This is a genomic window from Singulisphaera rosea (assembly GCF_054877945.1).
The window spans coordinates 78,594-91,567 of the sequence record NZ_JBTYIP020000011.1 but is presented as its reverse complement, the minus strand read 5'-3'; the positions used below and the strand labels follow the sequence as shown (position 1 = coordinate 91,567).

The following is a 12,974-nucleotide window of genomic DNA, read 5'->3' as shown; positions in this document are numbered from 1 at the left end:
GATCAAACCATGGGCAAAACGCAACTCACATACCTTCTCCACCTGGCCCGCTTCCTCAGACCATAACTTAAGAATCAATATCAAGTTAAGATCGAAGACGGTGGCCGGACGCCCGACGGAGGCGTGGCATCCCGCCTACAAAGCAGGCATCCGTCGCCCGAAATTCATCAGCAGGAGGGATCCTGTCCTAGGATTAGGTCAGTGGGCCTTCCCGAAGGCGATCGAGAGGGCCATGGTAGTTCGAGGAGGGCCGTGAGGACGGGAGGCGGGCGACGCGAGAGATTTGGCCGGAAAGCTTAGGCCATATTTCGGAACTTCGCACCGATTTTATCACGATGAGCTATGCTATCGGTTGGAGGGGGCGCAAGGAACAGAGCGTCCACCAGGAGCACCGGCCCGGATCGCCGACCTCTTCTTCGCAACGAGATGGGATGAAAGCCACGAGAACCATGAGTCGATCGATTGGAAAACCCGTGGTATTCCGGATCGTCGTCATCGCCACGATCATGTCGGCGATGGGATACGTGGCCTTCCGAAGCGTCGTCAACGGGCGAGGGATCGCCAATCGGGCCGCCCACGGCCGCGACGTGCTCGACGCCCTCGGGACGCTCATGAGGGTCGTCGACGAGGCCGAGGCGGGGCACCGAGGTTACCTGCTGACCGGCGACGCGTCGTATCTCGAAACCTATCGCACCGCCCCCGGGGCCGTCGATCGGAGCATAAGCATCCTCGAAGGGTTGATCCAGGACCCCATCCCTCAGCGCAAGTTGACGACGCTGAAGCCGGTCATTGCGGACCTCCTCACCGAGCTCGCCGAGACCCGAGAGATCCGGGGCCGCGACGGGTTCGATGCGGCTTTGAAAGCGGTCCGAGGAGGCCAGGAAAAGAAACAGCTCGCCGACATCCAGAAGACGGTCCGCGAGATGGAAGACGACGAACGATCCCTCCTGGGCCGAGAGGCCGAGGCGGGCGCGGCCAACGTCCGGGGCACGACGGTCACCGTCTGCATCCTGGGCGTGATCCTCTTCTGCGCGGTCTACGGCCTGGTCGAGCGGGAGCGTGTCAACGGTGCCCTCGAGCGGGAGAACGCCCGGCTCGTGGAAGAGGCGATCATCGACGGCCTCACCGGCCTGTGCAACCGCCCCCACTTCGAGGAGGCGATGGAGTCGTCCCTGGCCCGGGCGAACAAGGCCCACACGGCGCTTTCGATGGTCCTCTTCGACCTCGACGGGTTCAAGGCCTACAACGCCACCTACGGGCACAAGGAAGGCAACGAAGTGCTCTGCCTGGTGGCCGACCTCATCCAGGCCCAGGCCCGTAAGCACGACCTGGTCGCCCGCTTCTGGGGAGGCCAGTTCGCGATCCTCCTCCCCGGCAGCGACTCCCGGATCGTCAGGCTCGTCGGCGAACGGCTTCGGGCCGCCATCGAACGGCAGCCTTGGACGCTCCGCCCGATCACGGCCAGCTTCGGCGTGGCCACCCTCACGCCCGAGCTCACCAGCGGGCAGGCCTTGCTCAAGCAGGCCGAACAGGCCCTCGCCCGGTCCAAGACCCGTGGGCGGAACTGCGTGACCCACCACGAGGACCCCCAGCCCAAGGCCCCCGAGAACGTCCCCGAACTCGTCGGCTGAGGGCGCATCCGAACCTCGAACGGCGATGCCCTTCGGCGTCGACGACCCACACTTCCGTGGTCGCCGACGCCGAGCCCGTTTCGAAAACCGATCAGCCTCCAGGAATTGTCTTGAACCGGCCCGGGCGCTCGGGTCCATTGATCGTCCCGATCTGCCCTCGGACGAAGCTCTTGGGCGGGGCGGTCTCTTGAAACATTCGCGATTGAACGAAGGTCGGAGGGTGATAGGCATGGGTCGCACCTCGGGGAAAGCCTGCGCGTCTCGGACGGTCTGGTTCTCGTGCGCCTGGCTCGGCCTCGCCTTGATTTGGGGAGGGCCGACGGCCCGAGGCGAGATCCAGGCCGGGGCGGCCGTGCGGGTGATCACCCCCAACCCCCTCCTGCCCGTCTCGGGAGGGATGGGACCGACCCGGCCTTCCCGCGAGAAGCGCGGAGAGCTCACGGCCAGGGCGGTCGTCCTCCGCAAAGGGGAGACCTCCGTCGCCTTCGTCGCGCTCGACCTCCTCGGATTCCCCTCCGCCCTCGGCGATCGCGTCCGGGCGAAGGTCGGCCGGATCCCGGCGAAGAACATCCTCATCGGCTCGACCCACACGCACAGCGCGCCCGATTGCTATGCGTTCCCCGACGGCAAGGGGGGGCACACGGGCGACCTCAAATACATGGATCTCGTCTGCGACAGGGCCGCCGAAGCTGTCAACGAAGCCATCGACCGCCTCCAACCCGCCTCGCTCAAAATCGCGACCGGCATGGCCGAGGGGAAGATCGCGTACAACTACTATGCGCCCGACCTCTACGACAAGCGGATGAGCGTCATCCAGGCCCTCGGCACCAACGGCAAGACGATCGCGACTCTCGTCAACTACGCGATCCATCCCGAGGTCCTGGGCAATGACGTGGGGATCCTCAGCCCGGACCTGATCGGCCCCCTCTGCGAGACGCTCGAGGCGAAGGTCGGCGGCACCGCGATCTTCATGAACGGAGCCCAGGGGGGGATGATCACGGCCGACAACCGCAACCTCAACGACCCGAAGGATCCGCAACGCGCCTACTGGTCGGACGCGCGTTCCTGGGACGAATGCCTCCGGATCGGCCGCTTGATGGCGACGGAAGCCCTGCGCTTCCTCAAGGACGCCCCCGAACAAAAAGACCCGGGCCTCTTCTGCGACTCGATCGACGTGCGTTTCCCTGTCGAATCTGAAATCATGTGGGCCGTCATCCTCGGCTCGCCGCTCAAGTACCCGCACAACGACGACCAGTCGGTCTCGGCCCAGGTCAACCTCGTCAACCTCGGCAACGCCCAGATCCTGACCATCCCCGGCGAGGCCCTGCCCAACATCGGCTTCTACCTCAAGCGGAAGATGCACGGGGCCCACACCCTCCTCTTCGGCCTGACCAACGAAGCCTTCGGCTACATCCTCACCAAGGTCGATTTCCACAGCTTCCCGCGCTACGACTACGTCTCCCGGACCTCGCTCGGCGAGATGACCGGCGAGATCCTGATCGAGAAGTCCCTCGAATTCGTGAACAAATCCCCGTCGCCCGATCGATGAGTCAAGATGACGGTGGCGTTCGCATTGCCGTCGGCCCGCTGCGAGGGATGATGGGCCGTCGTCGCTATCCCGATGTCATGGTTATGCACAATTTCATCGGGACTTGTTGAGACGGTAAGAATTCGGTAAAACTATGTTGGAATGATTCGCACCGGAGTTATCCCCGTTTGCTCCGGCGGATGAATGGTCCCGCCTCGACGTGAATTTGACCCGAGTCCCACCGGGCAGCTTCGACTCGACCGCTGGTTGGCCTACCCCATGCCGATTGATGCCTCGCCCACGCACCGCCCCCCGCGCCGGACCGGCCTGGCGATCCTCTTCGGAGTCGCGAGCCTGGCGTGGTCGCCGTCCCTCGAAGCTGGCGACGCCAGCCTGAGCGGGGAGCAGATCTACCGGCAGCGCTGCGCTTCGTGCCATGGGGCACGAGGGGAAGGGTCGAAGGAGTTCCCCAGGGCCCTCGAGGGGGACCGGTCGTCGGCGCAGCTCGCGAAGCTGATCGCCAAGACGATGCCCGAGGACGACCCCGGGACGTGCGTCGGGGAAGAGGCCGAGAAGGTCGCGAGCTATATCCACGACGCCTTTTATTCGAAAGCCGGGCAAGGGCCGAGGGTCGCCCTGTCTCGGCTCACGGTCCGGCAGTATCGCAACGCGGCCGCCGACCTCATCGGGAGCTTCCGCGAGCCAGGCTGGTGGGGACCGAAGCGCGGACTCCACGGCGAGTATTTCCAGGGGCGACGGACCCGCGAAGGGGAACGCGTCATCGACCGGACCGACCCCGAGGTCCGGTTCGATTTCGGCGAGGCGGCCCCCAGCGCCGACGACAAATTCAAGGTGAACGAGTTCTCGATCCGCTGGGAAGGGTCCGTCCTGGCGCCCGAGACGGGCGAATATGAGTTCATCATCCGCTCCGAGCACGCGGTCCGGATGTGGCTCAACGGCGGCAAGCAGCCCCTGATCGACAACTGGGTCCGCTCGGGGGACGACACCGAGCACACCGCGACGATCGTCCTGCTCGGCGGCCGAGCCTATCCGCTCCGGCTCGAGTTCACGAAGGCCAAGCAAGGGGTCGACGACTCGAAGAAGAACAAGGATAAGCCCCCCGGGATCAAGGCGTCGATCTCGCTCGAGTGGAAGCTCCCGCACCGGCCGGCCGAGGTCATCCCCGCGCGGAACCTGACCCCGAACCGATTCCCCAACACGTTCGTCGTCGAGGCGTCGTTCCCCCCCGACGACCGGAGCGTCGGCTACGAGCGAGGGTCGTCGATCTCCAGGGCGTGGGAGGAAGCCACCACGGGCGCGGCGATCGAGGTTGCAACGTACGTCTCGGCCAACCTCCAGGAGCTCGCCGGGGTCCGCGAAGACACCCCCGACCGCGAGGCCAAGCTCCGCGACTTCTGCGTCCGCTTCGCCCAGGCCGCTTTCCGTCGACCGCTCGACGACGAACAGAAGGAGCGGTATGTCGGCCACCAGTTCGCGAAGACCCGCGACCTCGACACGGCCGTCCGTCGCGTCATCTTGCTGGTCCTCAAATCGCCGAGGTTTCTCTATCGCGAGGTCGAAGGTCGGGGGGACGCCTACGACGTGGCCTCCCGGATCTCTTTCGGGATGTGGGACTCGATCCCCGACAAGGCCCTGCTCGAAGCCGCCGCGAAGGGTGAGCTCGCCAGTCGTGAGCAGGTCGCCAAGCAGGCCGAGCGGATGGTGGGCGACTTCCGGACCAGGACCAAGGTCCGCGACTTCTTCCTCCAATGGCTCCGGGTCGAGCAGGTCCCGGACCTCGCGAAAGACCCCAAGGAGTTCCCCGAGTTCAGCCCGGCGCTGACGTCCGACCTCCGGACCTCGCTCGACCTCTTCGTCGAGGACGTGCTCTGGAGCGAGGCCTCCGACTTCCGCCAACTCCTGCTCGCCGACTACCTCTACCTCAACGGTCGGCTGGCGAAGTTCTACGGCGTCGACCTCCCCGGCGACGCCTCCTTCCAGAAAGTCACCGTCGACCCCAAGGAGCGGGCCGGCGTGCTCACCCACCCCTACCTGCTGGCGAACTTCGCGTACACCGGGACGAGCTCGCCGATCCACCGGGGCGTCTTCATCACCCGGAGCGTGCTCGGCCGGGCGTTACGGCCGCCTCCCGAGGCCGTCGCCCCTCTCGCCCCCGACCTGCACGCGGACCTGACGACCCGCGAACGCGTCACGCTCCAGACCAGCCCCGCCGCCTGCGTGACCTGCCACGGTACGATCAACCCGCTCGGGTTCGGGCTCGAGAATTACGACGCCGTCGGCCGGTTCCGCCGCGAGGAAAAAGGGAAGCCGATCGTCGCGGCCGGGACGTATGAAACGAAGGCGGGCGAGTCGTTGCCGTTCTCCGGAGCCCGAGAGCTCGCGACCTTATTGGCCCAAGGCGAGGAGACGCAGGCCGCATTCGTGAACCAGTTGTTCCACCACATGGTCAAGCAACCGATCGGAGCCTTCGGCCCGGCGACCGCCTCGACCTTGCAACGATCGTTCGTGGAATCCGACGACAATATTCGCAAGCTGATCGTCGACATGGTGGTCGTCGCCGCCGCGCCGGCCGCAAATTCCACCGGCCCCCAGGCCGAGGCGCGTCCTGGGTGGGATCAGATCCTCGCGACCGCGAAGACGTTGTCGCTCTGGACCCGCTCCGTTCGATTCAGGTTGCACTCGCCGATGCCCTGATCCGTCGAAACACCGACCCTTTCACCGATTCGGGAGGTCTGACGTGGCCCAAGGACGCAACCGACGCGATTTCCTCCGCGACCTCGGCATCGGCGCCGCGGCCCTGCCCTTCCTCCTGAACTTGCCGAGCCTCGGTTTCGCCAACCAGCAGCGCCGCAAGCAGCGGCTGGTCGTCATGTTCAGCCCGAACGGCGTCGTCCCCTCGACGTTCTGGCCCGACGAGGAAGGCGACAAGTTCACGCTCAAGGAGAGCCTCAAGCCCCTCGAGCCGTTCCGCGACCGCCTGCTGACCCTCCACGGCGTCTGCGACAAGGTGCGCGGGGACGGCGACAACCACATGCGCGGGATCGGCTGCCTCCTGACCGGGATCGAGCTGTTCCCGGGCAACATCCAGGGGGGTTCCGACACCCCCGCCGGGTGGGCGAGCGGACTCTCGATCGATCAAGAAATCAAGGCTTATCTGCAAGGCAATCCGGAGACGCGGACCCGGTTCGGCTCGCTCGAGTACGGCGTGGTCGTGCCCGAGCGCGCGGACACCTGGACCCGCATGGTCTACGCCGGGCCGAACAAGCCGATCGCGCCGATCGACAACCCCTACGAGATGTTCGCCAAGCTCTACGGCCGGGTCAAAGACCAGGAGAGCCTCCGCAGCATCCTCGACGACCTCCAGGACGACCTCCGCAAGGTCGGCTCCCACATCAGCGCGGAGGACCGCCGCCTGCTCGACGAGCACGCCACCTTCGTCCGCGAGATGGAAGTTGAGCTCAAGGAGCCCGACGAGGCGACCCTCGGCCACGCGGTCCCCGAGCTCGAGAAGGGCGTCAAGGAGGACAACGACAACATCCCGCGCATCAGCAAGATGCAGATCGACCTGATGGTGAACAGCTTCGCCGCCGACTTCACCCGAGTCGCGACCCTCCAGTACACCAACTCGGTCGGCGGGGCCAAGATGCGTTGGCTTGGCGTGGACGAGGGCCATCACGAGCTCTCGCACAACCCGGACAGCGACACGAAGTCCCAGGAGAAGCTCACCAAGATCAACGCCTGGTACGCCGAGCAGATGGCCTACCTCGCCAAGCGACTCGCCGAGACCCCCGAGCCGGGCGGCGGCGGCAGCCTCCTCGACAACACGCTCATCGTCTGGACGAACGAGCTCGGCAAGGGCAACTCCCACACGATGGACAACATCCCATTCGTCCTCGTCGGCAACGGCCTCGACTTCAAGATGGGCCGATCCCTCAAATTCAAGAAGGTCCCCCACAACCGCCTCCTGATGGCGCTCGCCCATGGCATGGGCCACCACATCGAGCGGTTCGGCAACCCCAACCACTGCAAGGACGGTATCCTCACCGGGCTCGTCTGAGCGTCGATCCCGAAACCCGGCTATTCCTCAAAGCCGGGTTTCTGATGCCGACGACACCGCTCCGGTCACCGGGTTGAAAAATAGCCCCGGGCCTGGCCTGACGTCGCACCCCATCGGCCTGCGGCGGACAGGCCGATCACCGAGGGACTTTCCTCACGGCCGCGCGGCGAATCAGATAGCTGTTATAGACGTTTCCATCCGATTCGAGTGCAAAGTTGAAACCCCAGTAATTGACGAACTCCGGGTCGTCGATGACCCAGGTCTTGGTGTGCCACTCCTTGTTGTCGGGCACGGTATACCAGGTACCCGCCGTCTTGAAGCCGTTGGTCGATTCGTACACGAGCTTGAATCCGGAGTTGTCGTTCGCGGGGTTGCGGCGGACGACGACGGAAATTTCGATGGGCTCGGCCGTGTAAGTCAGGAAGCCCGGGTCGACGATGAATGCGTTCCCGCCCGGGACGTTCCCGGCCCGCGCCGATCCGCCGTAGGCGACGACCGCCTGGGCCACGTTCGACCCCGAGCGGGTGTGCAGGCCCTTCTCGACGGTCGTCTCGCCGTACTCGATCGAGACCTCGGCGGCTTTGGAGAAATTACCGTTCCACGGCAACGGCGTGTCGCGATGGGTTTTCGCGTCGGCGACCAGGCGATCGGGCACGTCGAGCACGAGGATCGGTGCAACACCGAGGGGAACCGAGCGGCGGGCCGTTAGGGAGCCGGTCGGCGGGTCGACCACTCGAACATCCGCGCCGAAATCGACGACATCGGGTTTTCCGGCCCCCCCCCACGCGACGACGACCGTCCCGCGCATGCCGCGAAACGCGAACGCATACCGCCGCTGGTTGAGGAGCGTCCAGCCGAGGTACGTGGGATGCTGCCCGAGGTACTCCACCAGGGCGCCCAGGGCGTGATAGGCCGGCCGGGGCTTGCCTTCGCCGTCGAGCAGTCCCATCGGCCCACTATCGCCATCCCGGCCCTCGAACCACTGGAGGCACTCGACCCCCTGCGCGATCCCCATGACGTACGCCTTGACCAGCGCTTGGGCCTGGACGTCCACGCCCTTCTCCGCCGAGACACCCAGTTCCGTGAAGAGGATCGGCACGTCGGCCCTGGCCGGATTCCTGGCCGCGAGCATTTTCCGCACGGACGGGACGATGTTCATGTAAACGGCCTCCGAGCCCAGGTTCTCGGCCACGCCGTCCAACACCTCGTACGGGTGGAGCGTGATGAAGTCGAAATGGTCCTTCGCACCCGCGAGGATCACCTGCTCCAGGTAGTTCACATGGACCGACTTCGCGGCCAGGCCGACCATCGCGCCTGGGTCGACGGCCTTCACCCCACGATAGGCCGAGGTCACGATCCTGGCGTAAACCGCGGGGGTCTGCTCACTCCCCGTGAAGTTCGGCGGCTCGTTCCAGACCTCGAACCGACGCGCCCGCCCCTTGACGTGCCGGGCCAAGCTCGTCACGTAGTTCGACCATCCCTCCAGGTTGTTCACCGGAAGCGTCCCGGGTTTGTCGCGAGTGTTCCACCCCGGAGTCCCGACCAGAAGGATGCCGAATTCGAATTTGTGCTTATCCAAGTAATTCATCTGCTCGTCGATCGTCTTCCAGCTCCACCGGCCCGGTTCGGGCTCGAGCGCGCCCCAGTCGGCGTGGGGGGTCCGATGCACGCGGACTCCGAGCTTGGCGATTTGCGGCATCCACCGCGAATTGTCATCGACCGAGCGATTATTGATGTAACAACTCCCGATTCCGAACGGGCTCAACCGCGTGTCCGCGCGATCCTCCGCGGCGGCCCGAGGCGAACCTAATCCTCCGTAGCCGGCGACGAGCAGGAACCCCAGGGCCGCCGAGCGATAAAGCCATTCCATCGCGTCCAACCTCCCACAGGTGCTCGTCATTTTCGATTGCCAACGATTGTGTGTTTGGATGATCGGCACCACGAAAGGCGAGACGCCTTTCCCGTTCGATGGGGGGATTTGGTTCTCCCGATGATAGGTCTTGCCTCGGTCTCGTGCAAACACCTTCGCGTTTTGATGGATCCGCGACCCGAAAGTCCGAAGAGAGTGAGGGGATTTCCCCGCCAAAACTCGACCTTCGGCAACGCGGCTCGAAGTCCATAGACTGCCGACTCGCCAACCCTTATGTCGTGAAGATTTCGAATTCCGGGGTCGGATCGCCCCGACATGCCGCTGAACTCGAATATTGACCGCCTTCACTCACTTTGTAGACTGAAGCCGTTGGGAGACCGGGCCGTTTCCCAAATTTGTCCATCAGAAGGAGAGGAGCACGGCTATGTCGGATAGCTCGCAGAATCTTTCTCGCCGGGACATGATGCGGCTCGGGGCTACGGGGGTGGCCGCGGCCGGCATGAGTTTGCCGGTGTTGGCGGACGAGAAACCCGCCGCGGACAAGCTGCCGAAGCGTCGATACGGCCGCACAGGCCTTGAGATCGGCTGGCTCGTGGGCGCGTCCGACTGGACGAAAGAGCTGATCCCCAGGGCGGTGGCCGCGGGGGTCAACTACTGGCACAAGGCCCAGAAGTGGGACGCCGCGACGCTTCCGCCGGCCCTCAAGGCCCTCCCGAGAGAGTCCTACTATCTCGAATGCGTGGTCGATCGCGTGGGCGGGGACCACACGCGCGGCAGGATCGAGGAAGAGCAGCACTATCAGTTCGTCAAGGATCGATTGAAGGCGTCGGGCCTCGGATATTACGACGTCTTCAAGTTCCACTTCGGTTACCACTCCATCGAAGAGGCGAAGCAGAACACGGGCATGGTCCGGGCGTTCGAGCGGCTCAAGAAAGAGGGGCTGGTCAAGCACCTGGCCATCTCCCAGCACCACTACAACTCGATCGGCGGGGGCATGGCCTGGGAGATCCTGGACTACCTCGCCGACAATCGGCCCTACGAGGCGGCCCAGTTCTTCTACACCTACGACGACCGCAAGGAAGTCCGGGAATGGATCGACACGGCGAAGAAGAAGGACATCGGCACCATCGCCATGAAGACGATGGGCGGCGTGGGTCGCGCCTCGCACGATGACAAGTTCAAGAAGCTCCTGGCAGATCCGAAGTTCGAGGGCAGCAGCCCCGGCGCGGCGATGATCAAGTGGCTGAGGTCGAACGACAACCTCACCGCGACGGTGATCGCGACCAAGAACTTCGACCAGTTCCGGGAGAACGTCGGAGCGGCCGCCAGCCTGGCCATGACCCCGCAGGACAACGCCGCGCTCACCCTCCTGTCCGGATACAACAAGGGGCTGACCTGCCTGCTGTGCGCCCAGTGCGTCTCCAGTTGCCCCGAACACATCGGGATCGCCGACATCTTCCGATACGAGCGGTATGCCCGGGATTACCGCGAGCTCGACCGGGCGAAGCGGGAATACGCCGCCCTGACGAAGAACGGCACCTCCTGCGTCGGCTGCGGCGATTGCCTGCCGACCTGCTCGCAAGAGATCAACATCGCCGCCAAACTGAAGGACGTCCACCGGCTGTTGGGATGAGAGACCAGCGTCGCGACCGGTCCAGAGGGCCGACCTTTCAAGGCTGTTTCCCAAGGGCTGCGCGACTTGCGCGGCCCTTGCTCGCTTCGGCCAGACCGATCAATGCGGGGAGGATTCACCACAAAGGGCACGAAGGAAGAAGCAAGGAGGAAATCAACAATTTCTTTCTCGATGTTCTTTGCTCCCTTCGCGACTTTGTGGTGGATCCTCCCCGCTTCAATTTCTGAACAGCGTGAGTCCTCGTCCCGCCATTGAACGACCGTCTCAAGTCATCGAACCGAGGGTCGAGGCCAAAAATACTCACAAAATATTCAAACAGCCTAAACAGAATCGCCACAAGCTCTCCCAAGAATAAGATCATTCAGACTTTACCAAATCCAATTCAATCAGAGGCTTCCAGCGAATTTGGCGAGATCGGGGCAACTCTCCCTATGCTCAGGTTGGCATCGCTGAAGTTCCCACCTTCGATGGCCCAGGCTCCGGAAGGCTGTTACGTCTCTCGGCTCGCCGTCCGCGTCGGATGTGGATAATGCTTACGGCCTCGAAACCATCAACGATGGTTCGAGCAAAGCCCTCATATTGACCGAAGTCATCGACTGCGTGCCAAACGCAGCCTCGCAGGATTTGCGGGGAGTTGTGTATAATGAGGGCGCCAACGGCTTCATGTTAACGGCTCATTCCGCCTCCAATCATCTGCTCCCGATGCACAAAGGAACACCCGACCCGCCTATTCGTATCAGAATCACCCACCCTGCACGACGGTCAAACCACGACCGGCCCGACTCTAACGTGTAACGCTACAAGATGTTACCACCCCTAGCGGCGTCAACGCCTTGCTGGCCCGCGGCACCGTCTGGTTCAACAAGGACTCGATCAACATCCCCATCTGGCGGGGTCTCGGCACCACGCCTGGAGATGAAGTCCTTAGCTCGAATTCCTACTGATCCCGCAGGATCTCCGGAGTTGGCGCCCTGAGCATCGACGTTCAGGTACGCCAAGCGTCCCCGAAGACGGGAGACGCTCGAGGTCGTTCCTGCCATCCGAAACCATGCTCTCTTTCGAAAGTCGATCCGATACGGACGTGCCTTCCATCATGAAAGTTATTCACATGAACATTCGACGTGGATTTACCCTGATCGAGCTGCTGGTGGTGATCGCGATCATCGCCGTCCTGATCGCGCTGCTGCTGCCTGCGGTCCAGGCCGCTCGCGAGGCCGCGAGGCGGGCCCAGTGCACGAACAACCTCAAGCAGATCGGCCTGGGCATCGCCAATTACTGCGACGTGAATAGCACGACGCCGCTCCACGAGTTCCGGTTCGCCCTGGAGGGGGGCAACTCGGGCGCGGCCGGGTGCAAGAGCTGGTACGTCGGGATCCTGCCGTTCGTCGAGCAGTCGAACATGTATAACGCCCTGAATCAGAGCACCACCGTCCCGGCCGGCGACACGTACGAGTGGGACGACATCGCCACGACGGCCGGCCCCGACTACACCGTCTACCACACCTCGATCTCGACGTTCCTCTGCCCCTCCGACGGCGTCAAGAACCAGAATCTCCCGGGGGTCGGTAACTTCAACTACGTCGCCAACACGGGCCATCCCCGCAACCTGCTCCTGCCGGGCGACCCGTCCTTCGGGAGCGGGAACTATCCCCCGCTGACGGGGATCATGTCCATGAGCAAGATGTATACCGGTGCCTACTGGTGCAGCGCCCAGGCCGACGCGACCACGAACAATGTGGTCTCGCTGGCGAGCATCACCGACGGCACCTCGAACACCGCGGCGGTCAGCGAGTCGCTGGTCAACGACGGCCAGGGGAACTCGCCCGACCCTCGCCGGAATCTGAACTACACCACCTCGTACACCGACAGTCCCAACGCCGATGTGATGACGGTCATCGCGGGCGCCCAGGCCAAGGGGGCGCTGCAGAATTGGCAGGACTGGAGCTATTACAAAGGGCTCTCGTGGGGCTATACCGACGGTTGGGAGCGGCACGTCTACTCTCACGTCTTCCCGCCCAACGCCCCGGCCGTCAACACGTACCACGATAATACGTTCCGGTGCAACGAGGGGGACTCGTACATGAACCCGACCGGCAACCACCCCGGCGGCGTGAACATCGCGTTCATGGACGGTTCGGTCCACTTCATCAAGAACACGATCAACCTTCAGGCCTGGTGGGCGCTGGGGACCCGGAATCGTGGCGAGATCCTCTCGTCCGACTCGTACTGATCAA

The 12,974-nt window shown here is 64.0% G+C and carries 7 protein-coding genes; 6 read left to right on the top strand and 1 reads right to left on the bottom strand.

Features of this window, described 5'->3' with window-relative positions; all coding sequences use genetic code 11:
• The first annotated feature begins 449 nt into the window (after positions 1 to 449).
• The 4 genes from ACYOEI_RS19530 (at position 450) to ACYOEI_RS19515 (ending at position 7,237) form a co-directional block, all read left to right on the top strand.
• Positions 450 to 1,631, top strand: coding sequence for a diguanylate cyclase (locus ACYOEI_RS19530; RefSeq protein WP_462851234.1), 1,182 nt, complete (start codon positions 450 to 452; stop codon positions 1,629 to 1,631).
• A gap of 229 nt (positions 1,632 to 1,860) precedes the next feature.
• Positions 1,861 to 3,180, top strand: coding sequence for a hypothetical protein (locus ACYOEI_RS19525; protein ID WP_462851233.1), 1,320 nt, complete (start codon positions 1,861 to 1,863; stop codon positions 3,178 to 3,180).
• A 183-nt stretch (positions 3,181 to 3,363) separates the two neighbouring features.
• Positions 3,364 to 5,874, top strand: a complete 2,511-nt coding sequence (locus tag ACYOEI_RS19520; protein WP_462851232.1) for a DUF1592 domain-containing protein — start codon at positions 3,364 to 3,366, stop codon at positions 5,872 to 5,874.
• A gap of 43 nt (positions 5,875 to 5,917) precedes the next feature.
• Complete coding sequence (locus ACYOEI_RS19515; protein ID WP_462851231.1) at positions 5,918 to 7,237, top strand: DUF1552 domain-containing protein; 1,320 nt, start codon at positions 5,918 to 5,920, stop codon at positions 7,235 to 7,237.
• Positions 7,238 to 7,373: 136 nt separating this feature from the next.
• Here ACYOEI_RS19515 and ACYOEI_RS19510 read toward each other — a convergent pair whose 3' ends face one another.
• On the bottom strand, positions 7,374 to 9,107 hold the full coding sequence (locus ACYOEI_RS19510; protein WP_462851230.1) for a hypothetical protein: 1,734 nt from the start codon (positions 9,105 to 9,107) through the stop codon (positions 7,374 to 7,376).
• Positions 9,108 to 9,531: 424 nt separating this feature from the next.
• Here ACYOEI_RS19510 and ACYOEI_RS19505 point away from each other — a divergent pair, with 424 nt between their 5' ends.
• The gene (locus ACYOEI_RS19505; RefSeq protein WP_462851229.1) at positions 9,532 to 10,740 is read left to right on the top strand and encodes an aldo/keto reductase; all 1,209 of its coding nucleotides are present in this window, start codon (positions 9,532 to 9,534) and stop codon (positions 10,738 to 10,740) included.
• Between the two features lie 1,108 nt (positions 10,741 to 11,848).
• Positions 11,849 to 12,970: a DUF1559 family PulG-like putative transporter gene (locus tag ACYOEI_RS19500; RefSeq protein WP_462851228.1), complete on the top strand. Its 1,122-nt coding sequence runs from the start codon at positions 11,849 to 11,851 to the stop codon at positions 12,968 to 12,970.
• Positions 12,971 to 12,974 lie beyond the last annotated feature (4 nt).